Origin of the sequence: Streptomyces sp. IBSNAI002 (assembly GCF_052244475.1) — a bacterium.
Lineage (GTDB): Bacteria > Actinomycetota > Actinomycetes > Streptomycetales > Streptomycetaceae > Streptomyces.
The window spans coordinates 6,438,402-6,464,388 of sequence record NZ_JBQPXG010000002.1 but is presented as its reverse complement, the minus strand read 5'-3'; the positions used below and the strand labels follow the sequence as shown (position 1 = coordinate 6,464,388).

Annotated in this window: 24 protein-coding genes; 6 read left to right on the top strand and 18 right to left on the bottom strand. The window is 71.6% G+C overall.

From position 1 onward, the window contains the following. Positions 1 to 55 precede the first annotated feature (55 nt). The gene (locus ACTVZO_RS30730; protein ID WP_443301414.1) at positions 56 to 448 is read left to right on the top strand and encodes a cupin domain-containing protein; all 393 of its coding nucleotides are present in this window, start codon (positions 56 to 58) and stop codon (positions 446 to 448) included. 71 nt (positions 449 to 519) lie between these two features. On the opposite strand, the gene ACTVZO_RS30725 is transcribed toward ACTVZO_RS30730, so the two are convergent. The 11 genes from ACTVZO_RS30725 to ACTVZO_RS30675 form a co-directional block, all read right to left on the bottom strand. Continuing rightward, entirely contained in the window at positions 520 to 1,275 is a 756-nt protein-coding gene (locus tag ACTVZO_RS30725) for a thioesterase II family protein (protein WP_443301413.1), read from the bottom strand. Next, a complete protein-coding gene (locus tag ACTVZO_RS30720; RefSeq protein WP_443301412.1) occupies positions 1,272 to 2,492 on the bottom strand; it encodes an aminotransferase class I/II-fold pyridoxal phosphate-dependent enzyme in 1,221 nt (406 codons plus the stop codon). Before ACTVZO_RS30720 ends, ACTVZO_RS30725 begins: the two co-directional genes overlap by 4 nt. 170 nt (positions 2,493 to 2,662) lie before the next feature. Then, the gene (locus ACTVZO_RS30715; protein WP_384218892.1) at positions 2,663 to 2,890 is read right to left on the bottom strand and encodes a phosphopantetheine-binding protein; all 228 of its coding nucleotides are present in this window, start codon (positions 2,888 to 2,890) and stop codon (positions 2,663 to 2,665) included. Positions 2,891 to 2,931: 41 nt separating this feature from the next. Continuing rightward, on the bottom strand, positions 2,932 to 3,891 hold the full coding sequence (locus tag ACTVZO_RS30710; RefSeq protein WP_443301411.1) for a chlorinating enzyme: 960 nt from the start codon (positions 3,889 to 3,891) through the stop codon (positions 2,932 to 2,934). Between the two features lie 56 nt (positions 3,892 to 3,947). Continuing rightward, complete coding sequence (locus ACTVZO_RS30705) at positions 3,948 to 5,510, bottom strand: amino acid adenylation domain-containing protein (protein ID WP_443301410.1); 1,563 nt, start codon at positions 5,508 to 5,510, stop codon at positions 3,948 to 3,950. Positions 5,511 to 5,548: 38 nt separating this feature from the next. Beyond that, positions 5,549 to 6,205: a hypothetical protein gene (locus tag ACTVZO_RS30700; protein ID WP_443301409.1), complete on the bottom strand. Its 657-nt coding sequence runs from the start codon at positions 6,203 to 6,205 to the stop codon at positions 5,549 to 5,551. Between the two features lie 76 nt (positions 6,206 to 6,281). Then, positions 6,282 to 8,072, bottom strand: a complete 1,791-nt coding sequence (locus ACTVZO_RS30695; protein ID WP_443301408.1) for a 2-isopropylmalate synthase — start codon at positions 8,070 to 8,072, stop codon at positions 6,282 to 6,284. Positions 8,073 to 8,199: 127 nt separating this feature from the next. After that, complete coding sequence (locus ACTVZO_RS30690; RefSeq protein ID WP_443301407.1) at positions 8,200 to 9,480, bottom strand: cation:proton antiporter; 1,281 nt, start codon at positions 9,478 to 9,480, stop codon at positions 8,200 to 8,202. A 61-nt stretch (positions 9,481 to 9,541) separates the two neighbouring features. After that, positions 9,542 to 11,428, bottom strand: a complete 1,887-nt coding sequence (locus ACTVZO_RS30685) for a BTAD domain-containing putative transcriptional regulator (RefSeq protein WP_443301406.1) — start codon at positions 11,426 to 11,428, stop codon at positions 9,542 to 9,544. A gap of 269 nt (positions 11,429 to 11,697) precedes the next feature. Further along, complete coding sequence (locus tag ACTVZO_RS30680) at positions 11,698 to 12,705, bottom strand: DMT family transporter (RefSeq protein WP_443301405.1); 1,008 nt, start codon at positions 12,703 to 12,705, stop codon at positions 11,698 to 11,700. 19 nt (positions 12,706 to 12,724) lie between these two features. Beyond that, on the bottom strand, positions 12,725 to 13,156 hold the full coding sequence (locus ACTVZO_RS30675) for a DUF2000 family protein (RefSeq protein ID WP_443303316.1): 432 nt from the start codon (positions 13,154 to 13,156) through the stop codon (positions 12,725 to 12,727). 50 nt (positions 13,157 to 13,206) lie between these two features. Between ACTVZO_RS30675 and ACTVZO_RS30670 the strand changes: the two genes are divergently transcribed. Beyond that, positions 13,207 to 14,031, top strand: a complete 825-nt coding sequence (locus tag ACTVZO_RS30670; RefSeq protein ID WP_443301404.1) for an AraC family transcriptional regulator — start codon at positions 13,207 to 13,209, stop codon at positions 14,029 to 14,031. Positions 14,032 to 14,073: 42 nt separating this feature from the next. On the opposite strand, the gene ACTVZO_RS30665 is transcribed toward ACTVZO_RS30670, so the two are convergent. Both ACTVZO_RS30665 and ACTVZO_RS30660 read right to left on the bottom strand, forming a co-directional pair. Further along, positions 14,074 to 14,472: a RidA family protein gene (locus ACTVZO_RS30665; protein ID WP_443301403.1), complete on the bottom strand. Its 399-nt coding sequence runs from the start codon at positions 14,470 to 14,472 to the stop codon at positions 14,074 to 14,076. Next, the gene (locus ACTVZO_RS30660) at positions 14,469 to 15,632 is read right to left on the bottom strand and encodes an acyl-CoA dehydrogenase family protein (RefSeq protein WP_443301402.1); all 1,164 of its coding nucleotides are present in this window, start codon (positions 15,630 to 15,632) and stop codon (positions 14,469 to 14,471) included. The genes ACTVZO_RS30665 and ACTVZO_RS30660 overlap by 4 nt, the downstream gene beginning before the upstream one ends. A gap of 146 nt (positions 15,633 to 15,778) precedes the next feature. On the opposite strand from ACTVZO_RS30660, the gene ACTVZO_RS30655 reads away from it, so the two are divergent. The 3 genes from ACTVZO_RS30655 to ACTVZO_RS30645 all read left to right on the top strand — a co-directional run bounded on the left by ACTVZO_RS30655 (position 15,779) and on the right by ACTVZO_RS30645 (position 19,153). Further along, positions 15,779 to 17,410, top strand: coding sequence for an AMP-binding protein (locus ACTVZO_RS30655; RefSeq protein WP_443301401.1), 1,632 nt, complete (start codon positions 15,779 to 15,781; stop codon positions 17,408 to 17,410). 4 nt (positions 17,411 to 17,414) lie between these two features. Continuing rightward, on the top strand, positions 17,415 to 18,227 hold the full coding sequence (locus ACTVZO_RS30650) for a PaaX family transcriptional regulator (protein ID WP_443301400.1): 813 nt from the start codon (positions 17,415 to 17,417) through the stop codon (positions 18,225 to 18,227). Positions 18,228 to 18,313: 86 nt separating this feature from the next. Further along, the gene (locus ACTVZO_RS30645; RefSeq protein ID WP_443301399.1) at positions 18,314 to 19,153 is read left to right on the top strand and encodes a GNAT family N-acetyltransferase; all 840 of its coding nucleotides are present in this window, start codon (positions 18,314 to 18,316) and stop codon (positions 19,151 to 19,153) included. Between the two features lie 36 nt (positions 19,154 to 19,189). On the opposite strand, the gene ACTVZO_RS30640 is transcribed toward ACTVZO_RS30645, so the two are convergent. Together ACTVZO_RS30640 and ACTVZO_RS30635 are read right to left on the bottom strand one after the other, a co-directional pair. Next, positions 19,190 to 21,439 (bottom strand): bifunctional salicylyl-CoA 5-hydroxylase/oxidoreductase, encoded by a 2,250-nt coding sequence (locus tag ACTVZO_RS30640; RefSeq protein ID WP_443301398.1) that lies wholly within the window; start codon positions 21,437 to 21,439, stop codon positions 19,190 to 19,192. Between the two features lie 4 nt (positions 21,440 to 21,443). Beyond that, entirely contained in the window at positions 21,444 to 22,271 is an 828-nt protein-coding gene (locus tag ACTVZO_RS30635) for an enoyl-CoA hydratase family protein (protein WP_443301397.1), read from the bottom strand. A gap of 258 nt (positions 22,272 to 22,529) precedes the next feature. Between ACTVZO_RS30635 and ACTVZO_RS30630 the strand changes: the two genes are divergently transcribed. After that, positions 22,530 to 22,952: an ATP-binding protein gene (locus tag ACTVZO_RS30630; protein ID WP_443301396.1), complete on the top strand. Its 423-nt coding sequence runs from the start codon at positions 22,530 to 22,532 to the stop codon at positions 22,950 to 22,952. On the opposite strand, the gene argF is transcribed toward ACTVZO_RS30630, so the two are convergent. The 3 genes from argF to ACTVZO_RS30615 form a co-directional block, all read right to left on the bottom strand. Further along, on the bottom strand, positions 22,953 to 23,963 hold the full coding sequence (gene argF, locus ACTVZO_RS30625) for an ornithine carbamoyltransferase (protein ID WP_443301395.1): 1,011 nt from the start codon (positions 23,961 to 23,963) through the stop codon (positions 22,953 to 22,955). A 150-nt stretch (positions 23,964 to 24,113) separates the two neighbouring features. Next, positions 24,114 to 25,340: an arginine deiminase gene (locus tag ACTVZO_RS30620; RefSeq protein WP_443301394.1), complete on the bottom strand. Its 1,227-nt coding sequence runs from the start codon at positions 25,338 to 25,340 to the stop codon at positions 24,114 to 24,116. A 46-nt stretch (positions 25,341 to 25,386) separates the two neighbouring features. Then, positions 25,387 to 25,899: a hypothetical protein gene (locus tag ACTVZO_RS30615; protein ID WP_443301393.1), complete on the bottom strand. Its 513-nt coding sequence runs from the start codon at positions 25,897 to 25,899 to the stop codon at positions 25,387 to 25,389. Positions 25,900 to 25,987 lie beyond the last annotated feature (88 nt).

Here is a 25,987-nt window from a genome sequence, read left to right as displayed (position 1 = left end):
AGCACCTTCCACCGGCCCCCTTGATCGGGGCCTTCAATTCGGGCAGGATGAAATCGTGACGAGTAGACCAGTGAACATCAAGGCAACGCTCGATTCGTTCAGCGACCTGTGGAGTCCGCGTATCGTCGCCCAATTCAACGACTATGACGTACGGGTCGCGAAATTCCATGGCGAATACATCTGGCACGCACACCACGACACGGACGAATTGTTCATCGTGATCTCCGGCCGGCTGGTCATCCACCTGCGCGAGGCGGACGCCGAGCGGTCCGTCACCCTCGAGCAGGGCGACACGTACGTGGTACCGCGGGGCACCGAGCACAAGCCGGTGGCCGACGACGAGGCGCACATCCTCATGGTCGAGCCCACCGGGACGCTCACCGTCGGGGACACCCACGAAGAGGTCCCCGATTACGTCGACGCCACCACCGGGCACCGCGTCGTCTGATTTTCGTCCGGAAAACCTGCGGGGCCCGCCCCTTTGAAGGGGCGGGCCCCGCGGCACGTCTTCCACCGGTTTTACCGGAGGGAATGCACGGCCGTCAGCTCGGCGGAGACGAGCCGGACGATGTCCGCCTCGCATTCCCGGAGATAGTGGTGTCCGCCCGGGAACACTTCCACCCGGGTGACAGCCGTGGTGGCCTCGGACCAGGACCGGAGTTCCCCGACCGAGCAGGTGTGGTCGTCCGCGCCGCCGAGCACCGTGATCGGCGCGCTCAGCGGAGTGAGGGTGTCCGGCCGGTAGCGGTCCAGGAGGGCGAGGTCCGCGCGCAGCGGCGGGAGGATGATCGGCAGCAGGCCGGCGTGGTCGTAGACCGCGGCGTCGGGTCCGCCCAGGCTCCGCATCGCGGCGACCAGTTCCGCGTCGTCGAGGCGGTGGCGGTGCTCGCCGTCGATGCGGTGCGGGGCCGGCCTCGCGGAGACGAACACGTGGCTCATGACGAAGCCGTCCGTGTCCTCCAGGCGGCGGGCGACCTCGTAGGACAGTCCGGTGCCCATGCTGTGGCCGAAGAGGTGGACCGGGACGTCCAGGAGCGGGCGCAGGGCGTCGGCGAGCCGGTCGGCCATCTGCCCCATCTCCTCGATGGGCTGCTCGGCGATCCGGTCCTGCCGGCCCGGGTACTGGACGGCGATCAGCTCGGTGCCGCCGGGGAGCAGTGCGGCCCACGAGGCGAAGGAGCCCGCGGTGCCGCCGGCGTGGGGCAGACAGACGAGCCGGCTGCGCACCGGGCCCTCGACGGGGTGCCGGCGCAGCCAGCGGCCGGAGCCGCTCACCGCCCGCTCCGCGCGTCGCGCAGTTCCAGGAGCGTCTCGCCGAGCCGGTTGATCCCCTCGGCGATGTCCCACTCGTCGGGGCTGAGGCTGAGGCGGATGCAGCTGCGGCCGTGGGTGCGCAGGAACGGCGTGTCGAGGGGCTGCACGAAGAAGTGGCGGCCGGGGACCACGAACATCTTCTTGCGCTTGAGCAGTTCGTACACCTCGAGGTCGTCGAACCAGTCGTGGTCGAAGGACAGCCAGCAGAACATGCCCCCGTCGCTGGAGTGCAGGCGCCAGTTGAGTTCGTCGGGGAGGGCCTCCGCGAGCAGGGTCTCCGCCATGGTCCGCTTGGCCTTGTAGTACGGCTTGATGTGCTGGGTGGTCAGCACGTCGATGCGGCGGGTGGCGAGCATGCCCTCGGCTACGGTCTGGAAGAGCTGCGGGGTGTGCAGTGCCGAGTTGGCGATGAAGGACACCATCGGGTCGATGAGCTCGGCGGGGCCGATGGCGAACGCGATGCGCTCGCCGGGGAGCCCGGCTTTGGACAGCGTGAAGAGGTTGATCACGTGGGGGTGGAGTACGGGCGCGACGCGGGTCTGCACCACGCCGGGGAAGGGTTCGCCGTACGCGTGGTCGATGACCAGCGGCGCGTCGTGCTGTTCGGCGATGGAGATCAGGAACTTGAGCTCGGCCGTCTCGATGCTGCTGCCGGTGGGGTTGGCCGGGTTGGACAGCAGCATGAGGCCGATGTCGCGCTGCCGGGCGAGGGCGTCGAGGTTGACGGCGTACCGGAAGGCGTGTCTGCCCTCCTCGACGATCAGCGGCTCGATGCCGACGATCCCGCCGGGGTCGAGACCGAGTCCCTGGTAGCCGGTGTAGTCGGGCAGCCTCGGCAGGACCAGGGGGCGGGCGGGGCCGTCCGCGGACGGTCCGGTGAAGAGGGTGGTCGCGACGAAGGACAGCATCTGGCTGCCGGGGCCGACGACGACGTTCTCCGGGCCGATGGACCACCCGTAGGTGAGGTTGAAGTAGTCGACGACGGCGTCGACCAGGCCGGTGGTTCCCCGGGAGGGGCCGTAGCTGGTGCTGGCCTCCACGAACCGTTCCTCGACGGCCTCGCGGGCCATGTCCTGCCAGGCCGCGACGACTTCGGGGATGTGGGAGGGGTTGCCGGGGCTGAGGTTCAGCCAGGCGCCGTCGTCCGCGTCCTGACCGGCCGCAGCGATGTCCTCCATGATGCTGCGGATGCCCGACAGCCGGTACATTTGCCGGCCCCGACTCGATAGCTGCACTGGGTGCTCTTCCTTGTGGTGGATGGGATGCACGACTGCCGGGGACCGTGCCCTGGGGGCCGGCCCCCGGCGGACGGGTGCGTGGTGCGGGAATGGACTGCGGCGGCCGGCGGTCAGGCGGCCGAGCGGGCCGCCTCGATGTGCTCGGAGATCTGCTGGACCGTGGACTTGCGGAACAGCTGGTCCATCGGGATCTCGATGCCGAGCTCGGTGAGGATCGCGACCTGGATCTGGGTCATGATCAGCGAGTGGCCGCCCAGGTCGAAGAAGTCGTCGGTGTCGGAGAATTCGTCCAGCTTGAGCGCGCGGCTCCAGATGGCGTGGATCTGCTCGGCGATCATGGCGGGGTCCTTTCGGGACTCGTTCGTCGGGAAGGGCGTGGTCAGCTCTGGGTCCAGCCGAACGGCGTCCCGTGGTTGTTCTCGGTGCGGATGCGGTTGTGGTCGTAGCGGTTCTCGCCGGCCACGAGGACGCTGCCGTAGTCGGCGAGGTCGAAGGTGGCGCCGTGGGCGCTGAAGGAGTCCTGGCCGGGGTAGACGCGGACGTGGGTGGGCACGTAGCGGCTGGCGATCGCGAAGCGGGTCTCCCGCTCGGTCAGGTTCGGCGTGGAGCCGTGGACGCAGGAGGCCGTGAAGATGACGGCTTCGCCGGGCTGCATCTCCAGTTCGACGACGTCCTCGGAGCGGGGCTCCCACTTCGGGTCGATCTTGAAGTCGGCGAAGTCGTAGCCGAAGAAGCCGGTGTTGGCGTGGGCCACGTCGTAGTCGGCGCTGCGGCCGGCGTCGGTCGCCGTGTGCTCGTCGAAGATCCACTCGCGCTGCGAGCCCTTGACGAACTTCATGCACGCGCGGTCCCGGGTGGCCGGGGTGAAGGTCGTCCAGACGGTGATGTCGATGAAGGCGTTCCACTCCGACTCGGTCGGCAGGAGCTGCGGCTTGCCGTTGGCGTAGCTGTAGTCGCGGACCTGGTGCCACTCGGTCGCCTTGGCCCCCGGGAACTTGGGGAACCACTCGGTGCGCCAGTTCAGGACGTCGGGGCCCAGGATCGCCGTGAGGTACTTGATGATCGTCGGGTGGGTGACGTGCCGGCTGAGCTCCGGGATGTCGAAGTGCCGGTCGTAGTTGACGCTGTTCTGGTAGAGCGCCTTCGAGGAGTCCTGGTTGTTGATCCGGATCTCGCGGATCAGGGCCGCGGCCTCCTCGGGCTCGTACAGCTTGATCGGGCCGGTGAAGCCGTCGATGCCGAACTGCTTGATGTCGGCCTTGATGTCGTCCGGGACGACCGCGTTGTTCGCGATCTGCGCGGCGGGGGTGGGGCGCGGCTGGTCGATCTCGGTGGTCATGGTGATGTCGTTCCTCTGCTCTGCGTGTGTGGTGTGCGGAAGGACGGGAGTGCTGGTCAGGGACGCGCGAGGGCCGCGAGGGCCCGGCGGTCGGTCTTGCCGTTGGGGTTCAGGGGGAAGGCGTCGAGGACCGTGAACGCCTGCGGGACCATGTTGCGCGGCAGGGTCCGCAGCAGGTCCTGGGACAGGGTCCGGGGCTCGAGCACGGCGCCTTCGACGGGCAGGACGAAGCCGACGAGGCCCAGTTCGCCGCTGCCGTCGGGCAGGGCCAGGACGACCGCGTCCTGGACGAGTCCGTGGCCGCGGACGCCGTGCTCCACGTCGCCGAGGTCCATGCGCATGCCGCGGATCTTGACCTGGGCGTCGGACCGGCCGACGACCACCAGCTCCGCGTCCGGCGTGAGGTAGCCGCGGTCGCCGGTCCGGTAGATCCTCAAGGGGCCGCCGGGGGTCTCGATCGAGGTGAAGCGGGCGGAGTCGGCGGGCGAGGCGTTGAGGTATCCGGCGCTGACGCTGCGGCCGGAGATGCAGATCTCGCCGGTCTCGCCGTCCGGTACCCCGGCGAGGTCCTCGTCCAGCAGGTGGATCTCCGTGTTGTACACGGGCTCGCCGACCGGGGTCGCCGCGCCCTTGTAGCGCGGGTAGTCGGCCAGGACGTGGGAGGTGGCGACGTCGGTGCACTCGGCCACGCCGTACTGGTGCAGGAGCACACAGGTGTTGCCGGGCCGGGTGGCCCACTCCTCGATGCGGGCCACGTTGAGCGGCTCGCCCCCGATGAAGACGTGGCCGACCCTGGTGAGCGCGTCCCCGCCGAGCGCGCGCTCGTAGTCGATGAGCACGTACAGGGTGCTGGGCGCGCAGTGCAGCTGGCGCACGCCGTGGGCGGCGATGAGCCGGTGGGCCATGCCGGTGTCGAAGACCCGGCTGGGCAGCAGGTGCAGGGCCGCGCCGCAGAACAGCGGTGCCATCAGGCCGCGCTGGCTGATGTCGAAGCCGAAGGAGCTGACGGTCAGGCCGCTGGAGTGCGGGCCCAGTCCGTATTCGACGCGGAGCCATTCGAGCAGGTTGTACCAGCCGTCGTGGCGGACCGCGGTGGCCTTGGGCGTACCGGTCGACCCGGAGGTGAACACCACGTAGCACAGGTCGTCGGAGGCGAGGTCCACCACCGGGTCGGTGGCCGGCTGGAGGGCGAGCTCCGTGCCCAGTTCATCGATGGCGAGCAGTTCCCCGGGGGCATCGGCTATGAGCTCGCGGGTCTCGGCGGAGGCCACGTTGAACTTGAGGACGTCGAGCTGGGAGACCATCAGGCGCAGGCGCTGCGCCGGGTAGGTCGGGTCCAGCGGCACATAGGCGGCGCCCGCCTTGAGGATGCCGAGGATGGCGGTGAGCAGGTCGGGGGTCCGGTCGAGGCAGACGCCGATGACCGAGCCCCGGCCGGCTCCGAGGCCGAGGAGGTGGTGGGCGAACCGGTTGGCCCGCTCGTTCAGTTCGGCGTACGTGACGCGCTCGTCACCGCAGGTCAGTGCGGTCTGGTCGGGGGCGCGGCGGACGTGGGCCTCGAAGACGTGGTGGACGAGGAGGTCATCCGGCAGGGGCAGCTGCCGGCCCTTGAGGGACATGGAAGGGGTTCCCTTCGAGGTACGGGGTGGGAGGACGCTCAGGCGAGGGCGGAGACGGGTGCGCCGAGCAGGAGGCTCTCGTCGCTGGCGAGCAGATAGCTGTAGAACGGGTTCCCCGGGTGGAATCCGCGCGCCACGAGCTCGCTCACGCCGATCCAGCGGGTCCGTACCGGTCCTGCCGTACGGGCGCCGGCGACGGGTACGAATCCCAGCTCGGCCAGGCGGGACGCGGCCCGGCCCGCGGCCACTTCGGCCACGACTTCGCCGACGTCGTGCGACACGGCCCACTGCAGACAGCCCTTGAGGAGGCCGCCGACCGCACCAAAGGGCAGTTCGGGCAGGGCCCGGTCCGCGTATCCCGGCCGGACGAAGGGCCGTCGGACCTGGACGAGGCGGCGGCTGCGGCGCAGGACGCCGTCGAGGGCCGGCCATTCGGAGAGCGGCAGTCCGAGCGGTGAGTAGGCGACGAGCTCGGCGCCCGCCACCAGCTCGCCCTCGACGAGGACCAGCATGTGGGTGGTGTGGAAGCGGTAGGGGTCCGGTGCCGCGGCCGTGGCGGGCGCGATGCCGAACAGGTCCGTTCCGGCCTGCTCCCGCAGCGTGTCGATCGCGAGGAGGTCGAGTTCGCTGTGGGCGGTGTAGACGAAGCAGTCGCGGCCCGGGTCCTTGTCGCTCTCGTTGAAGGTGAAGTCCATCTCTCGGCTCGCGGGGGTGGAGGGGTGGGCGGGGAGGGCGGGTCCGCGGCCGGGTCCGCGGCCGGGACGGCCCGGCTCAGGCACGGGCCCGGTTCACGGCCGAGGTGACGGCGGCCAGCCGGGCCGAGTCCTCGTCTCCGGCCAGAGCGGCTCCGTACCAGGTGGCGCCGGCGAGGCCGAGCTGCGCGTAGGCGGCGTAGCGGGTACCGAGGCTGTCGCTGACGGGGTGGGCCGTGATCTCGGTCAGGGCGGAGTCGATGCCGTGTGCGGCGAGGGCGGCCGTGTAGGCGGTGGCGACGTCCGGGCCCGTGCCGGTGAGCCGGGTCTCCAGGCCCGCGCCGTCCACGACGAGGGCGTCGACGACGGTGGCCCCGGCCTCCCTGGTCGCCTCGAACTCCTTGAGCACGAGGGCCGGGGTGTCCGCGTCGAGGTACATGCGGGAGAAGACCGCGTGCAGTTGCCGGGAGGTGAGCTCGATGCCGTCGCCGTCGGCGACCGCCTGCACCTCCTTCGCCAGCTCGACGCGCATCCCGCGCGGCAGGTCGAGGCCGTAGACGCTCTTGAGTACGTGGGCGACGCCGCCCTTTCCGGACTGGCTGTTGACGCGGACGACGGACTCGTAGGTGCGGCCGACGTCCTTGGGGTCGATCGGCAGGTACGGGACGTCCCACGGGATCTGCTCGGTGGTGGTCCCGGCTTCCGCGGCCTGCCGTTCGATGTCGGCGAGGCCCTTGGCGATGGCGTCCTGGTGGGTTCCCGAGAAGGCGGTGTAGACGAGGTCGCCGACGTAGGGGTGGCGGGCGCCGATGGGCATCTGGTTGGCGAACTCGACCGTGGAGCGGATCTGGTCGATGTCGGAGAAGTCGAGCTGGGGGTCGACGCCCTGGCTGAAGAGGTTCAGGCCGAGGGTGGCCAGGCAGACGTTGCCGGTGCGCTCGCCGTTGCCGAAGAGGGTGCCCTCGATGCGGTCGGCGCCGGCCAGGACCGCGAGCTCCGCCGAGGCCACGGCGGTGCCGCGGTCGTTGTGCGGGTGCACGGACAGGACGACGGAGTCGCGCCGTTCGAGGTTGCGGTGCATCCACTCGACCTGGTCGGCGAACACGTGCGGGGAGTCGGTCTCCACGGTGGTCGGCAGGTTGAGGGTGACGGGCCGGTCGGGGCTCGCGTCCCAGAGGGAGATGATGGAATTCGACACGTCGAGCACGAACTCCGGCTCGGTGACGTTGAACGTTTCCGGGGAGTATTCGAAGCGCAGTCGCGTTCCCTTGGCGGCGTCCGCGTGGCGGGCTATCCGCTCGGCCGAACGGAGCGCCATCTGCTGGACCTCGTCGGCGGTCATCCCGAATACGACTTCCCGCCACAGGCAGGCGGTCGCATTGCACAGGTGGACCATGGCCCGGTCGGCGCCCTCGATGGCCTCGAAGGTCCGGTCGATCAGCTCGGGCCGGGCCGGGGTGAAGACCGAGATCGTGACGTCGTCGGGGATCCGGTCCTGCTTTATCAGCGTACGGAGAAAGGAGAAGTCTGCCTCGCTGGCGGACGGGTAGCCGACCTCGATGTCCTTGAAGCCCATGCGGACGAGCAGGTCGAACATCCGGGTCTTGCGCTCGATGTCCATCGGACTGCTCAGCGCCTGGTTTCCGTCCCGCAGGTCGACCGAAGCCCACAGCGGGGCCTTGACCAGCGTGTTCGACGGCCATGTCCGGTCGGTGAGCTCCTGCGGAAGCCGGGGTGCGGTCCGGTTGTAGCGCTGGAACGGCATGGCGGAGCCGCGTTGCGCGTTCCACCAGGGCTGGTCGGTGCGGTGAGGACCGGCAGGAGTCCTGATTCCCGGAGCGGTGAGGGGCGACGGGGGTGCCTCGGTCATTCCATGCCTCCCTTTGACGTCGGTAAGGTGCGGCCGGCAGCGGGCGGAAAGGGCCTCGACCGGTTATTGAGTCAAAATGTAGGAGGGGGTGTCCTCATCCCATCCCCGGCCGGTCCTCGGGACGGCATCAGGCGCTCTTGCGGGAGGATTCCGCGAGCGGTTCGGTGCCGGACACCGGGAATTCGGCGGGAATCTCCGCGCGGTCCGTTTCCGGTCCGCGCACACCGAACAGCTTGAGCAGCGGCCCGGTCATGGCGGTCGTGACGACGGCCATGACGACCATCATCGAATAGAAGCCCTGGTTGATCAGGCCCATGTCGAGGGCCACGGCCACGATGACGATCTCGGTCAGGCCGCGGGTGTTCATCAGGACCGCGGCCGGCAGGGCGGCGGCGTGCGGAAGTCCGGCCAGCCGGGCGCCGGCGTAGGTGCCGCCCGCCTTGGACACGATGGCCACGCCGATCACGGCGAGGAGGGCGAGGACGGCGGAGACGGTGAAAGCGGACAGGTCCACCTTGGTCCCGGCGATCACGAAGTAGAGGGGGAGCAGGATGTGCCCGACCTGGCTCATCTGCCGCATGATCTGCCCCCGCAGCCCGCCCAGTTCGCCGCGGGGCATGACCGCGCCGAAGGCGAAGGCGCCGAAGATGAAGTGGATGCCGATCCACTCGGTCGCGGCGCAGGAGAGCATCAGGCCGACGACGAGTACGGGCACGACCCGTTCGGCGGGGATACCGCGGTCGGCGGCCCGCTGGGCCGTCACGCGCAGCAGAGGTTTCACGACGGCGACCAGGACGAGCAGGTAGACGGGCACCAGCGCCATGCGCCACTGCCCGGAGGTTCCGGCGTAGGCGACGACACCCGCGAGGCAGATCCAGGCGATGAGGTCGCCGACCGCGGCGGCGGCGAGGGTGAGCGCGCCGACGGGGTGCCGGGCCAGACCGCGGTCGGAGAGGATCCGGGCGAGGACCGGGAAGGCCGTCACGGACATGGCCACGCCGACGAAGAGCACGAACGCGCCCTTGCTGCCCGGGGCGTACGTGTCGGCGAGCGGAACGGCGAGTGCCGCGCCGGCGATGAGGGGGACGATGACGGATCCGGCGGCCACTCCGAGGGTGGCCTTGCGGCGGCCGCGCCCGAATCCGCCCTCGATCTCGTAGCCGACGATGAACATGAACGTGGCCAGGCCCACGTTGGCGAGGGCGCCGAGCAGGGGTTTCACCGTCGCGGGCAGAATCGTTTCCGCTCCTGCGGCGGTGATGACCATCGGACTGGCGAGCAGCCCGGCGCAGATCTCGCCGACGACGGCCGGCTGGCCGACCCGCTGGGCGAGCGCGCCGAGCACCCGGGCCGCTCCGAGGGCCAGGGAAAAGGCGAGAAAGAAGTCGACGAGTATGTGTCCGGTCATGGGACGACTCCGAAGGAGGTGGTCGTACAGGGGAGGGAGAAGGTGAGGGAGAAGCTGCTGGTCAAGCGGCCAGGAGTCGTGCGGTGCCGGAGGCCGGCGGCGCCGGGGCGGCCCGCTCCGCGGCGTCCTCGTCGGGGTCGCGCAGCTGGGCGCAGTACGTCTTCACCAGGGGGTGCATGCAGTACCGGCCGGGCTCGGGATGGGACAGCAGGTGCTCGTCGACCAGGTCCTCGAGCATGTGCTCGGCGACGTACACCGGAAGTCCGGCGAGGACGGAGGCCGCGGCCACGTCGGTGTGGTGGTCCGCGGCGGAGCCGAGGAGTCGCATCAGCCGCTGCTGGCCCGCGTTCAGCCGGCGGTACGAGTCGTCGAAGCGGTCGGCGACGCCGCCCTGTTCGGTCCGCAGGCCGGAGAGCCGGCAGACGGGGTCGGCCAGCCGTGCGGCCAGATGCGACAGCTGCCACGAGGGCCGGCGGCGCAGCCGTGCGGCCGCGGCGGAGATCGCCAGGGGCAGGTGGCCGCAGAGTTCGAGGACGGGCGCGGCCTCGTGCTGTTCGGGCCGGGCGTGGCGCTTGCCGAGGACCCGGCAGAACAGCTCGTGGCTCTCGGCGGGGGTGAGTACGTCGAGGGACAGGACCCGGGTCGCGGACCACGTGGTCATGGTGAGGCGGCGCCTGCTGGAGACCAGGGTCAGGCCCGCGTCCCCGGCGGGGAGCAGCGGACGTATCTGCTCGGCGCAGGTGGCGTTGTCGAGGACCACGAGCAGGCGCCGGCCCTCGGTGCGCGCCCGCCAGGCCGCGGCCAGTTCCCCGTCGGTGTCGGGGAGTTCGCGTTCGGGCATCCCGGACAGGGCCAGGAGCCTGCGGAGTGCCTCGCGGTGGTCGAGCGGGTCGGGGTGCGGGCCGTGGGCGCGCAGGTCCAGGAAGTACCGGCCGTCGGGGTAGTCGCCCGCGATGCGGTGGGCGACGTGCAGGAGCAGCGCGGTCTTGCCGACCCCGGCCATTCCGTCGACGGTGAGAACGCGCCGCGGTCCGGGCTGGCCCGCCTCGCCCAGGAGCGTCCCGGCTTCGGCCTCGCGACCCACGAAGTGGACGATGTCCGGCGGCAGGCTGTCGGGTACGGGCGGAGCCGGCGGCCGGCCCGGGCCCGCCGCGGTGACCTGATCCGTCCGCTCCGCGGTGCTCGGCAAACCGTCCGGCAGCAGGGTGACCTGCGGTAAGGCCGGCTGCGCGGCCGCGAGCCGGGCGCCGCGGTGCGGGGCGGCGCTGTCCGGCGGGGTGTCGGAGTCCTCGCGCAGCATCAGCTGGTGGATCTCCATCAGCTCGGGGCCGGGGCTGAGGCCGAGCTGGTCCACGAGGCGGCGGCGTGCCTGTTCGTAGACGGCGAAGGCGCGGGCGCGGGAGCCCGACCGGTACAGGGCGAGGACGTACTGGGCGACCATGCGCTCGCGCAGCGGGTACTCGGCCACCCACGCGGCGAGCTCGCTGATGAGGCTGGTGTGCCGGTCGCGGGCGAGTTCGAGGTCGATGCATTCCTCCACCACCGACAGCCGTACTTCATTCACGCCCGCGACCTGGGCCTGAAGTGCGTCGCTGTGAATCCCCGAAAGCATCGGGCCGCTCCACAGGGACAACGCCGCGCGAAACTCGACGATGGCGTCCGCCGGGCGCTGTTCGCCGAGATGAGTGCGGGCGCGGGCCACGTGCTGGTCGAACTGGTGGAGATCCAGCTTGGCCGGGAGTATGTCGAGTCTGTAGCCGTCCGCGACCGCGATGATGGCCGCTCCCGAGGGAGCGATGACCGTGCGCAGGTCGGACACGGCATTGCGGATCTGTTTCTCGGCGGTGCTGGGCGGTGTAGGGCCCCAGACCGCGTCGACGAGCCGGCCTATGGAGGTGCGCCGGTTCTCGGAGAGCAACAATGAGGCGAGAACGATCTGGTGTTTCATCCCCCTGAGGGACACCGAGCGTCCGCTAAGCGTGAGCTCCAGCGGACCCAGTACCCGAAACTCCACGTCGTGCATGAAGTTGAGACCCCGATCTTGCATTCTGAACAGTGGGCGATTGCCGTCGCCCGCGTCGTTGCCGGCGACGGGGGGAGGAGCAGGATGCCCGCCCAGGCTGGGGTGAAGCCTGGGGCGGGACGCGGGATGCATCACCATCCCCCCGATGGTGATGCGTTGCCGCTGGGTGGCCTGAAAACACCTGGGTGCAGGTGTCAGTTGCCTGTCGGCTCGGTCGTCCGGACCGGTTGGCCGGGCGCTTCGGAGTCCACGCGGCCGGTCGGCGCCGGCTGCGGTCGCCGGAACCTGCCCTGGGTGACGGCCAGGAGTGCGCCGGCCAGCATGACGGCGGCGCCGACGGCCTGGAGGCCGGAGAAGGACTCCCCCAGGAAGATGACGGCGCAGGTCACGCCGAAGACCGGGACGGTAAACATGATCACTGTCGCCGTCGAGGCACTGACGACGCGCAGCCCGCGGTAGTAGCAGAGGTAGGCCACGGCGGTCGGTCCGATGGCCAGGTATACGACGTTCGCCCAGGTCTGGCCGGACAGTCCGGTCCAGTCGACCTCGGGCAGGGACGGGATGGCGAAAACCAGCAGGGCCAGGGCGCCCGCGAGCGTGCCGAACGTCGTCGCCCGCAGCGGGTCCATGCCCACCAGGACCTTCTTCGAGGCGATGCTGTAGACCGCCCACGACAAGGCTCCGAGGAGGAAGACGAGGTCTCCCGCCAACCGCGACCCCTGGGAGTCGACGCCGGCGCCGCCGGCCCCGACGAAGAACACCACCGCACCCGCGAGACCCAGTGCGAGGCCCCCTATTCGGGGAGCCGACGCCTTTTCCCGCCCGAGGGCGAGAAGAATGGCCGTCGTGATGACGGGGCTCAGCACCGGAACAATGATGCTCCCATCGATGGAGGGGGCGAGAGAAAGCCCCCAGAAGAAGAACAGGTTGTACGCGAAGACTCCGATGAGCCCCACTGCCGCCGCCCTGCACATCTGGCGGAATGTGATTTTCGATCCCTTTGATTTCCGGCTCATGAAAACGAGCAGGATAACCAGGATCAGCGCGCCGCCCCCGAATCTGAGAACCGCCGCCACCTGATGCGGCATGTTCCCGACCACCATCTTCGAACTGGCGAATGCGCTGCCGAAGAAGGCCATGGTCGCGAGCAGGTAGAAATACGCGTTGACGGATTCGCTTCGCGATGTCGTCTGGTTGTGCACGATACGCCCCCGGGGTGCGTCAGGGGTGCATCTTGGCACCCTTGATGATTTTGTCCACGGCATTGCGGGGTCCGTAGACGGCCATGCCCACGAGGTCCAGGTTGTCCCGGTGGACCGCGCGCACGGCAGCGCGGTTGTCCCGGTCGTTGTTGGTCGTGAAGAGGTCCGAGGTGAACACCGACAGGGGAAGCCCGCGGGTCACGGCACGCTGGTGGGCCGTGACGAGGGCCTCCTTGCCGGCCTCGAAGACCAGCACGGGCTGCCGGAACATGGGCAGGTACTCGGTGTCGTCGGCGTCGGAATAGGGCTCTCCGATTACCTCCGGCACCTTTCGGCCAATGCCGCTGACCAGGAAGGCGGTCATGTTCAGCCGCTGCCACGTCTGAAGATCGTCCCTCAGGACGACCGCGATCTTTGTCTCGAAACGAACGGGTTCGGTGACGTTTTCCATGGACACGATTCAACTCTTACCCGTGCCGGGGAGTCTTGTACGATCTTTGCATGGTTGATCAACCGGAGCTCCGGGCCTGGCATCCGCCGCTGGTCGGAATCGAAGAGGTATTCCACGCCCGCATCACCGACCACGTCTACCCCATGCACACACACGAGACCTGGACGTTGCTGATCGTCGACGACGGCATGGTCCGATACAACCTGGGACGCCACGAGCACGGCGCCTTGGACCAGATAGTCACACTGCTTCCCCCGCACGTCCCACATAATGGACGCTCGGTCACCCCGGGCGGTTTTCAAAAGCGCGTCATGTACCTCGACTCGACCCAGCTGGGAGACGATCTCATCGGGCTGGCGGTCGACTGCCCCGTCCTGCAGGACCCCCTGCTGCGCCAGCGGATCCACCAGCTCCACGTGGCCCTGGAGCGCCGCGGGGACGAACTGGAGGTCGAGAGCCGGCTGGCGCTGATGTCCGAGCGGCTCCGCGACCACCTGCGCCAGCGCGTGCAGGACCGCTCCGCGGTCAGGGAGCCCGGGATCGCGCACCGGCTGCGCGAGCTGCTCGACGCCAAGTTCGTGGAGGGGATCAGCCTCCAGCAGGCCTCGGCCGCCCTGCACGTCCATCCGGCGCACCTGGTACGGGTGTTCAGCCGCGAGTTCGGTATGGGGGTGCACCAGTACGTGACCAGCCGACGGGTCGACCTGGCGCGCAAGCTGCTGCTCAGCGGCATGTCACCCCGGCAGGTGGCCGTCGCCGCCGGGTTCTACGACCAGTCGCACTTCCACCGGCACTTCAAGCGCGTCCTCGGCACGAGCCCCGGCCGCTACGCGGGCAGCGCGCCGGCCGTACAGGGGGCCGCCCACCTGCTGTGACGCCGGGGCCCGGCACACGGGCCGGGCCGGACCCGGCCCGGGCTACGGCAGGACGGCGACGCCGTCGAGTTCGACGAGGGCCTGGTGGTCCCAGAGGCGGACCACGCCGACCACGGCCATCGCCGGATAGTCCCGGCCGGCCAACCTCCGCCAGATCCGGCCGAGTTCCCCGGCGCAGCCGCGGTACGCCTCCACGTCCACCGCGTAGACGGTGACCCGGGCCAGGTCCGCCGGGGCTCCCCCGGCCTGCGCGAGGGCCGTCAGCAGATTGGACAGGGCCTGCTCGAACTGCTCCGGCAGGGTCTCCCCCACCACCTTCCCCGCCGTGTCCAGGGCGGTCTGCCCGGCCAGGAACACCAGCCGGGAGCCGGTCGCGGCCACCGCGTGCGAGAAGCCCTTCGCCGGCGACAGCTCCGCCGGGTTGATCCGCTCGAGGCTCATCGCGCGGCCACCCCCCGGTACAGCTCCTTCGCGATGATCGTGCGCTGCACCTCGCTCGCCCCCTCGTAGATCCGCGGCGCCCGCACCTCCCGGTACAGGTGCTCCAGCAGGTGCCCCCGGCGCAGGGCGACCGCCCCGTGCAGCTGGACCGCGTGGTCCACCACGTACTGGGCCGTCTCCGTGGCCAGGAGCTTCGCCATCGCCGCGCGCCGCGGCACGTCCGGCGAGCCCCCGTCGTAGGCGCCGGCCGCCGCGTACACCAGCAGCCGGGCCGCCTCGGTGCGGGTGGCCATCTCGGCCACCCGGTGCGCCACCGCCTGGAGGTCGCTCAGCCGGCCGCCGAACGCGGCCCGGTCCGCCGTGTACGCGAGCGTCGCGTCGAGCGCGGCCCGCGCCATGCCCACCGCGAACGCCCCGACGCTCGGCCGGAACAGGTTCAGCGTGTCCATCGCGACGCGGAAACCCTGCCCGGGCTCGCCGAGCAGGTCCTCCCGGCCGACCGGGACTCCGTCGAAGGCCAGCGAGCCGATGGGGTGCGGGGACAGCATGTCGAGCGGCTCGCCGGTGAGGCCAGGCCGGTCGGCCGGGACCAGGAAGGCCGACACCCCCTTGGCCCCCGGGCCTTCACCCGTCCGGGCGAACACGGTGTAGAAATCCGCCTCCGGGGCGTTGGAGATCCAGCACTTCTCACCACTGAGCCGCCAGCCGCCACCGGCACCGGCATCGGCCCCGACCCCGGCCCCAGCCCCTGCATCGGGGACCGCCGCCAGCTCCAGCGCCGCCGCGTCCGACCCCGCCCCCGGCTCGCTCAGCGCGAAGGCCGCCACCGACTGCCCGGCGCGCACCCGCGGCAGCCAGCGCCCGCGCTGGGCCTCGCTGCCGTACCGCAGCACCGGGTACGCCCCCAGCCCCTGGAGGGCGAGCGCCGTCTCGGCCTCGGTGCAGCCGTAGGCGAGCGACTCCCGCAGCAGGCACAGTTCCAGCGCGCCCGAGGAGAACACCCGCTCCAGCAGGCCCAGTTCCCCCAGCGCGGCGAGCAGCGGCCGGTTGACCCGGCCCGGCTCCCCCTTCTCGGCCAGCGGCCTCAGCCGGTCGGCCGCCTGTGCGCGCAGCTGCCCGCACCAGGCCTCCTGGTCCGCCCCGAGCGCGAATCCGTTCATCCGAACATCCCCGCTTCTATCGCGTCCTGTTGACTGCCGTCACCATCACGATACGCTGCTTCGGAGGTCCCTCCCAGCGGCAGCCGGGGGAGACCGCACGGCCGGCTCCACCCCACCCGGGACCGTCGCAAGGGGGCGAACCCGCCTTGGACCTCAAGCCTTCCGCTCACGCCGACACCTTCGCGCGCGATCATCTGCCACCCCCGGACACCTGGCCGGAGCTCCTCTTCGAACTGCCCGAACTGGCCTATCCGGACCGCCTGAACTGCGCGGCCGAGCTACTCGACGCCACCATCGCCCGGTTCGGGCCCGAGGGCGCCGCCCGGCCGGCCTTCCGCAGCGCCACGGGCGAGGTGTGGACGTACGGCGGGCTGCGCGAGCGAGTCGACCGCCTGGCCCACGTGCTCACCGCCGATCTGGGGGTCGTCCCCGGCAACCGGGTGCTGCTGCGCGGGCCCACCGGCCCCTGGCTCGCCGCCTGCTGGCTCGCGGTGGTCAAGGCGGGCGCGGTGGCGGTCACCGTACTGCCGCAGCAGCGCGCCCAGGAGCTCGCCACCGTCTGCTCCATGGCCCGGGTACGGCACGCCCTGTGTCACGCGGGCGTACTGGACGACCTGGTCAAGGCGGAGGTGCCGGGGCTGCGGATCACCGCGTACGGGGGTGAGGACCCAGACGATCTGCTGCGGCTGGCCGAAGGGCACGCGGGCCGGCCGTTCCCCGCCGTCGCCACCTCCGCCGACGACGTCGCCCTGATCGCCTTCACCTCCGGGACCACCGGACGGCCCAAGGGGTGCATGCACTTCCACCGGGACCTGCTGTCCATCGCCGACACCTTCTCCCGCACGGTGCTGCGCCCCCGCCCGGACGACGTCTTCGCGGGCAGCCCGCCCCTCGGGTTCACCTTCGGCCTGGGCGGGCTGGTCGTCTTCCCGCTGCGGGCCGGGGCGTCCGCACTGCTGCTGGAGGAGGCGAGGCCGCGCCACCTGCTGCCCGCGCTCGCCGAGCACCGGGTGACGGTGCTGTTCACGGCGCCGACCGCCTACCGGGCGATGCTGGACGCGCTGGGCCCGTACGACGTGGGCATGTACGACCTCTCCGCGCTGCGCCGCTGCGTCTCGGCCGGGGAGAACCTGCCCGCCGCGACCTGGCGGGCCTGGCACGAGCGCACCGGCCTGCGCATCATCAACGGCATCGGGGCCACGGAGCTGCTGCACATCTTCATCTCGGCCTCCGACGGGGACATCCGGCCCGGTACCACCGGCCGGGTGGTCCCGGGCTGGCAGGCCCGGGTGGTGGACCGTTCCGGCCGCCCGGTCGCCGACAACGAGCCGGGCCTGCTGGCCGTGCGCGGCCCGGTCGGCTGCCGCTATCTGGCCGATCCGCGCCAGGGGGAGTACGTACGGGACGGCTGGAACCTGACCGGTGACACCTACGTACGGGATCCGGAGGGCTACTTCCGCTACGTCGCCCGCGCCGACGACATGATCATCTCGGCGGGGTACAACATCGCGGGCCCGGAGGTGGAGGAGGCCCTGCTGCGCCACCCGGACGTGGTGGAGGCCGCGGTGGTGGGCCGCCCGGACGAGCGACGCGGGCAGGTGGTCGTGGCGTACACCGTCACGCGTGAGGGCGTGGTGCTCACGGAGGAGGACCTGCGCACGTTCATGCGGACGGAGCTGGCCCCCCACAAGTGCCCCCGCTCCTTCGTCTTCCTCCCCGCCCTCCCCCGCACCGCCACGGGGAAGCTGCAAAGGTTCAGGCTGCGGGATCTAGAGTGAAGCCGTGGTCGAGCAGCACACTCCGCGATCTCTGATCGTCACGTTCTACGGCGCCTACGGGCGGGCCTTCGAGGGGCCGGTCCCGGTGTCCGCGCTGGTGCGCCTGCTGGGCGCGGCCGGCATGGACGCCCCGTCGGTCCGCTCGTCGGTGTCCCGGCTGAAGCGGCGCGGCTTCCTGCTGCCCGCGCGCGCGGCGGACGGTTCCGCGGCGTACGAGCTCTCCGCGGAGGCCCGGCAGCTGCTGGACGACGGCGACCGCCGGATCTACGCGAGCCCCGGCGGAGGGTCGGGGCCGGCGGACGAGTGGCTGGTGGCCGTGTTCTCCGTCCCGGAGCAGGAGCGGCACAAGCGGCACCTGCTGCGCTCCCGGCTGGCCCGGCTCGGCTTCGGCTCGGTGGCGCCGGGCGTGTGGATCGCCCCGGCCCGGCTGTACGGGGAGACCGGGCACACGCTGGAGCGGCTGCACCTGACCCCGTACGTGGAGCTCTTCCGCGGCGCCCACCTCGGCTTCGCCCCCACCGCCGAGGCCGTGGCCCGCTGGTGGGACCTGGCGGCCCTGGCCAAGCAGCACGAGCACTTCCTCGACCTGCACGAACCCGCCCTGCGGGCGCTCCAGTCGGGCCCCGCGCCGACGCCGGAGGAGGCCTACCGCGGCTATCTGCTCGCCCTGGACAGCTGGCGCCGCCTGCCGTACGCCGACCCGGGCCTGCCGCGCGAACTGCTCCCGGCGGACTGGCCGGGCGACCGCGCGGCGGCGGTCTTCGCCGAGCTCCACACCCGGCTGCGGGACACGGGCGCGCGGTTCGCGCAGCCGTAGCGCTGGGCCGTCTCGGCGAGCCGTTGGTGAGCGTCCCGTCGGGAAAAGCGGGTGCACGGGGCTCGCCCGCCGCGCCAGGATGGGCCATGACCTGGACCTTCTCCTCAGACCTCGCCGCCTATCTGGCCGCGGCGGGCCCGGCCGTGGCCGCGCAGCCCGTGCCCAACACCCTCCTGCTGACCGTGGCGGACACGCTGGAACGGCGCGGAATCCATGCCTTCGGCCAGGCCGACCCCTTCTTCGGCTGGTGGACCGGGCCCGACGGCGCCGTGTCCGCCGGCCTGCTGTGCACCCCGCCCTACCCCCTCCAGCTCGGCTCGCTGCCGCCCGAAGCGGTCCGGGCGCTGGCGGACTCGCTCCATGCCGAGCCGGTGCTCGCCGGACTGCACGGCTTCAACGCCCGCCGCCCGGACGCCGAGACGCTGGCCCTGGCCTGGGGCCGGCCCACCCGTGTGGCCGAGGAGACCCGGCTCTACCGGCTGGGTGGCCTGATCGCCCCGGATCCCGCGCCCGCCGGACGGGTCCGGCGGGCGACCGGGGAGGACCTGCCGCTGCTGCGGAAGTGGATCACGGCCTTCGACGAGGAGCTGGGGCAGCCGGCGCCCGCCTCCGAGGCCGCGCTGCGGGACCGGATCTCCTACGGCGGCTTCCTGCTGTGGGAGCACGACGGGACCCCCGTCTCGCTGGCGGCCTTCTCCCGCCCGATCGGTTCGGCCTGCCGCGTCGGCCCCGTCTACACCCCGCCGGAGCTCCGCGGCCGCGGCTACGCCGCCGGGGCCACGCACGCGGCGAGCGAGGCGGCGTACGCGGCGGGCGCCTCGGAGGTCCTGCTCTTCACGGACCTGGCCAACCCGACCAGCAACGGCCTCTACCTGCGCCTGGGCTACACCCCGGTCGAGGACCGCGCCGAGGTCGTCCCGGCCTGAGGACGTCCGAGGACGCCCGAGGACGGTGGACGGGCCTCAGCCGCGGCCCGTCGGGGGCTTGCGGCTGCCCGCCCGGTAGGGCGGCGGCCAGGGCGCGGCCGGGCCCTCGTAGGACTGGTCGGCGGCGGCGTGCAGGGTCCAGTGCGGGTCGTAGAGGTGCGGCCGTCCGACGGCGCACAGGTCCGCGCGCCCGGCCAGGAGCAGGGAGTTCACGTCGTCCCAGGAGGAGATGGCGCCGACGGCGATGACGGGGACGCCCAGGGCGTTGCGGATCCGGTCGGCGTACGGGGTCTGGTACGAGCGCCCGTACTCGGGGGCCTCGTCCGCGACGACCTGGCCGGTCGACACGTCGATGGCGTCCGCTCCGCGGTCGGCGAAGGCGGCCGCGATCCGGACCGCTTCCTCGGGCGAGGTGCCTCCGGGGGCCCAGTCGGTGGCCGAGAGGCGGACCGTCATCGGCCGGTCCGCGGGCCATGCGGCACGGACCGCGTCGAAGACCTCCAGGGGGAAGCGCAGCCGGTTCTCCAGGCTGCCGCCGTAGGCGTCGGTCCGGCGGTTGGTCAGCGGGGAGAGGAAGCCGGAGAGCAGGTAGCCGTGGGCGCAATGCAGTTCCAGCAGGTCGAAGCCGCAGTCGGCGGCGCGGACCGCGGCGGCCTCGAACTCGGCGCGGACCACGTCCATGTCCTCGCGGGTCAGGGCGCGCGGGACCGCGGAGAGGCCCGGCCGGTAGGGCAGTGCGGAGGCGGCGGCCAGGGGCCAGTTCCCCTCCGGGAGGGGGTCGTCCATGCCCTCCCACATCAGCCGGGTGGAGCCCTTGCGGCCCGAGTGCCCGAGCTGGACGCCGAGTGCGGTGCCGGGGGCCGAGGTGTGCACGAAGTCGGTGATCCGCTGCCAGGCGGCGGCCTGTTCGCGGGTGTAGAGGCCGGTGCAGCCGGGGGTGATCCGTCCCTCGGCGCTGACGCACACCATCTCCGTCATGACCAGGCCCGCCCCGCCCAGGGCCCGTGCGCCGAGGTGCACGAGGTGGAAGTCGCCGGGCATGCCGTCCCGGGCCGAGTACATGTCCATGGGCGAGACGACGACCCGGTTGCGCAGGGTCAGTCCGCGCAGGGTGAAGGGGGTGAACATGGGCGGGGTGCGGTCGTCGGGGCAGCCGAAGTCCCGTTCCACGGACCGGGTGAAGCGTTCGTCGCGCAGGCGCAGGTTGTCGTGGGTGACGCGGCGGCTGCGCGTGAGCAGGTTGAAGGCGAACTGCCGGGCGGGCTGGCGGGTGTATCCGGCGATCTCCTCGAACCAGCGCATGCTGGCGGCGGCGGCCCGCTGGGTGCTGGCGACCGCCGGCCGCCGGGCCGCCTCGTACGCGGCGAGGGCGGCGGTGACGTCGGGCTCGCTGCGGATCGCCCCGGCGAGGGCGAGGGCGTCCTCCACGGCCAGTTTGGTGCCGGACCCGATGGAGAAGTGGGCGGTGTGGGCCGCGTCGCCGAGCAGCACCACGTTGCCGTGCGACCAGTGCTCGTTGACGACGGTGTGGAACCGCGTCCAGGCGGAGCGGTTGCCGTGCAGCGGGCGGCCGCGCAGGGCCTCGCTGAAGATCTTGGCGCAGCGGGCCGCGGACTCCTCCTCGTCGCACAGGTCGAAGCCCGCCGACCGCCAGACCTCCTCGCGCATCTCGACGATCACGGTGGAGGCGTCGGCCGAGTAGGGGTAGGCGTGCAGCTGCATGACGCCGTGCTCGGTCTCCGCGATCTCGAAGCGGAAGGCGTCGAAGGCGAAGTCGGCGGCGAGCCAGACGTACCGGCACCGGCCGCCGGTCAGGGTCGGCGCGAAACGGCCAGCGCCCGCCTCGCGCGTCGCGCTGTGCACCCCGTCCGCCGCGACCACCAGGTCGTGGGATCGGGCCAGGGCGAAGGCGTCGGGGGCCTCGGCACGGAACCGGAGGCGGACGCCGAGCCCGGCGCAGCGCTCGTGCAGGATCTCCAGCAGCCTGCGCCGTCCGAGGGCGGCGAAACCGTGGCCGCCGGAGGTCAGCAGCCGTCCGCGGTGCACGATGTCCACGTCGTCCCACCGTACGAACTCCGCGCTCAGGGCCGCGTACACCACGGAGTCGGCCTGCTCGATCCCGCCGAGGGTCTCGTCGGAGAGGACCACGCCGAAGCCGAAGGTGTCGTCGGGGGCGTTGCGCTCCCAGACCTCGACGGTGTGGCCCTGGCGGGCCAGCAGTGCGGCGGCGTACAGCCCGCCCGGTCCCCCGCCGACGACGGCGACCCGCATGGCGTCCGCGGACATGTGGCTACCTGCCCTTCCACTCCGGCGGGCGCTTCCCGGTGAAGGCCGCGTGGAACTCGGCGTAGTCCTGGCCGTTCATCAGCAGGGCCTGGGTGCTGGCGTCCAGTTCCACGGACGCGGCGAGCGGCATGTCGAGTTCGGCGGTGAGCAGCGCCTTGGTCTGCGCGTAGGCGAGGGCGGGCCCGGCGGCGAGGTGTGCGGCGAGTTCGGCGGCCCGTGCGTGGGCCTTGCCCTCGTCGGTCAGTTCGCTGAGCAGGCCGATCCGCTCGGCCTCGGGGGCCCGTACGGGCTCTCCGAGCATGAGCAGCCGCGTGGCGTGGCCGAGGCCGACGACGCGGGGCAGCAGGTAGGCGGCGCCCATGTCGCCGCCGGAGAGGCCGACGCGGGTGAAGAGGAAGGCGAAGCGGGCGGTGGGGTCGGCGATCCGGAAGTCGGCGGCGAGTGCGAGGACGGCGCCGGCGCCGGCGGCCACTCCGTGCACGGCGGCGATCACCGGGAAGGGGCATTCGCGGATGGCGCGCACGACCTGGCCGGTCATCCGGTTGAAGTCGAGGAGCTGGGCGGTGTCCATGGCGAGGGTGGCGCCGATGATCTCGTCCACGTCGCCGCCGGAGCAGAAGCCGCGGCCCTCGCCGCCGAGCACGAGGGCGCGTACGGACCGTTCGCGGGACAGTTCGGCGAGCAGGTCGCGCAGGTCGGCGTAGGCGCCGAAGGTCAGCGCGTTGAGTTTGTCGGGGCGGTCGAGGGTGACGGTGGCCACGCCGTCCTGCCGGGTCACCCGCAGGTGGCGCCACCGTTCGGTCGCTTCTGTGGAACCGGTGAAGGGGCTCACACGACCGACGGTATCACTGGATCGTGACTGCCGTCACAGAAACGCGACACGTGCTCCGGCGGTGCCCCCGTCACACGTGCCGAAGGTCCCGTGGACCCGGTGCCGTGGTCCCTTGCGGTTCGGACGGGGTGCCCTACGGTCGCGGATTTCGACTTCGTATGGTTGAAACCAGGATTTCATCCTGCCTGCCCCCTGCCCCCTGCCCGCCCCTGCCGAACCCCGCCGACCCTGCGCCCCCACGGAACGGAGGGACCTGCCGTGCCCGACGCGTCCGCCTGGCGGATCGCCCTGCCCCACACGACGGCCGCCGTCCCCATCGCCCGCGCCCTCGTCCGCACCGCGCTGGCCGAGGTCGACGCGCCCGCCGACAGCGACACCGCGGAGCTGCTGACCGCGGAACTGGTCGCCAACGCCGTCGAGCACACCCGCCCCGGCGCCCCGATCGAGCTGGTCGTGGAGCTGCTGGAGAGCGGCTGCCAGGTGGAGGTGCACGACGGGGACCCGCGGCCGCCCGGCGATCTGACGGCCCGCCCGGACGACGACCACCCCGACCCCTGGCAGGAGCACGGCCGCGGACTGCTGCTGATCCGCACCCTGAGCTCGTCCTGCGGCCACCGGCCCACCCCGCACGGCAAGGCCGTGTGGTTCACCCTGCCGGGGCGCAGGGCGCCGCGCGTATGACTATGCGCCCGGCTTCGCGAGGGTCGCGACGAGCACGGCCTTGATGGTGTGCAGCCGGTTCTCGGCCTCGTCGAAGACGACGGAGTGCGCGGACTCGAACACCTCGTCCGTCACCTCCAGCGATTCCAGCCCGTGCCGCTCGTGGATCTCCCGGGCCACCTTGGTGCCCAGGTCGTGGAAGGCCGGCAGGCAGTGCATGAACTTCACGTCCGGATTGCCGGTGGCCCGCAGCACGTCCATGGTCACCGCGTACGGGGACAGCGCCGCGATCCGCTCGTCCCAGACCTCCCCGGGCTCGCCCATGGACACCCAGATGTCGGTGACGACGAAGTCGGCCTGGGCCACGCCCTCGGCGACCTCCTCGGTCAGGGTGATGCGGGCGCCGCTGCGCGCGGCGAGCTCGCGGGCCGCGGCCACCACGGGCCCGGCCGGCCAGTAGGCCTTCGGCGCGACGATCCGTACGTCCATGCCCAGCAGCGCCCCGGTCACGAGGTAGGAGTTGCCCATGTTGAACCGCGCGTCGCCGAGGTAGGCGAAGGAGACGCGCTCCAGCGGCTTGGCGCAGTGCTCGGTCATGGTGAGGACGTCGGCCAGCATCTGCGTGGGGTGCCAGTCGTCGGTGAGGCCGTTGAAGACCGGGACCCCGGCGTGCGCCGCGAGCTCCTCGACCGTGTCCTGGCTGTCGCCCCGGTACTCGATCCCGTCGAACATCCGGCCCAGCACCCGGGCGGTGTCCTTGACGGACTCCTTGTGGCCCATCTGCGAGCCCGAGGGGTCCAGGTAGGTCGTGCGGGCGCCCTGGTCGGCCGCGGCGACCTCGAAGGCGCAGCGGGTGCGCGTGGAGGTCTTCTCGAAGATCAGCGCGATGTTCCGGCCCTGGAGCAGGGGCCGCTCGGTGCCCGCCTTCTTGGCGGCCTTGAGTTCGGCGGCGAGCTCGATCAGGCCGCGGAACTCGGCGGCCGTGAAGTCGAGCTCCTTGAGAAAACTGCGGCCGGCGAGGTCGGTGGCCATGGGGGTCGCTCCAGCGTCACGGTGACAGGATATTGGAAGTCTATACGATCCCCTGTATTGATATACAGCCCCATGGGTCCCGTGCGGTGCACGGGCCCGCCGCCCCCTCGCCCTCCCCCGTCAGATCCCGTCAGATCCCGTCAGAACCCGTCAGACACTGTCACGCTCCACCGGGCAGCTCATGCAGCGCGGACCGCCCCGCCCCCGGCCCAGCTCGCTCCCGGGGATCTCGATGACCTCGATGCCCTCCTTGCGCAGGTGCGTGTTGGTGGTCACGTTCCGCTCGTAGGCGACCACCACGCCCGGCTCGACGGCCAGCACGTTGCACCCGTCGTCCCACTGCTCGCGCTCCGCCGAGTGCACGTCCTGCGTCGCGGTCAGCACCCGGATCGAGTCCAGCCCGAGCGCCGCCGCAATGGCCCGGTGCATGTGCTCCGGGGCGTGGTCGGTCACCTTCAGCTCCTGCGGCTCCGCGCCCGGCTCGATCGTGTAGGAGCGGAGCATGCCGAGCCCCGCGTACTGAGTGAACGTATCTGCGTCGACCATCGTCATCACGGTGTCCAGATGCATGAACGCCCGCCGCTTCGGCATGTCCAGGGCCACGATGCTGGTCGCGGACCCGGCGGCGAACAGCCCTCGCGCCAGCATCTCCACCGCCTGCGGGGTGGTCCGCTCGCTCATCCCGATGAGCACCGCGCCGTTCCCGATGACCAGCACGTCACCGCCCTCGATCGTCGAGGGGTAGTCGGCCTGCCCCTGCGACCAGCAGTGGAAGGCGCCCGAGGAGGTGAAGAGCGGGTGGTGCTTGTAGATCGCCTCGAAGTGGACCGTCTCGCGCTGGCGTGCCGGCCAGCGCATCGCGTTGATGGACACCCCGTCGTAGATCCACGCGGAGGTGTCCCGGGTGAACAGGTGGTTGGGCAGCGGCCCCAGCAGGAAGTCGTCCAGCTCCATGGCGTGGAAGCGCACCGACACCGGTTCCGCGTGCCGCTCCAGGAACTCCCGCTTGGTCATCCCGCCGACCAGCGCCTCGGCCAGGTCCGCCGAACCCAGCGCGTCGAAGACCGCCCTGAGGTGGTCGGTGGCGAGCGGCCCGTACTCCTTCTCGTCGAACACCCGGTCCAGGACGAGACGTCTCGCCTCCGGGATGTCGAGCGACTCGCACAGCAGGTCGCCGAAGAGGTGGACCGCCACGCCCCGGTCGCGCAGCACGTCCGCGAAGCCGTCGTGCTCCTGGCGGGCGCGGCGCACCCAGAGCACGTCGTCGAAGAGGAGCGCGTCCTTGTTGCTCGGTGTGAGCCGCTTCAGCTCCAGGTCGGGCCGGTGGAGGATGACGCGGCGAAGCCGCCCGGTCTCGGAGTCGACATGGAATCCCATGCCGTACACGTTCCCAGACCGGACGGCCTTTTGACGTGGCGTCCGCTCAGCGAGGGGTGCCCAGACCGAGAAGTGCCTGCGGGGCGCCCACCAGTTCCGGGACGAGCAGGCCCAGCTTGGGCGCGGTCAGGTTCGGCAGACCGAAGTTGGAGCCGTCGGGCATCGTCAGCGGGGAGCCGACGATCGCACCCGGGGTCCGGGCGCGCAGCGTGGTGGCCGGGGCGTCCAGGGAGCCCTCGCCGTCGGTCGACGGCTCGCCCAGCAGGTTGGGCACGGGAGAGGTGACGAGGGTGTTGCCGAGCTCGGTGGCGATCGGCACCGCGGGGAGCAGCGGGGTCGGGAGCATGTCCCCGCGGTGGAAGCGGGGCGCCTCGGGCGCTCCGACGACCGGCACCGGCACGCCGGTGGCCACGCGGGGGGCGTCCACGCCGAGCGTGGTCTCCACGGCCTCCAGCGGGACTCCGACCGGGACCGACGAGGCCACGGCCGGGGTGGCCGCGCCGGCCGCCGCCATACAGGTCAAGAGCGCCGCAAAGCTTCCGCGCGCGGTCATCTTCATAGGTGATGTTCCGTCCTTCCAGGGTCGCGGACAGTCCGCTGCCCTGGATGAACGATCCCGCCGGTGGTTTTCCCGGCGTTCTCCGCGA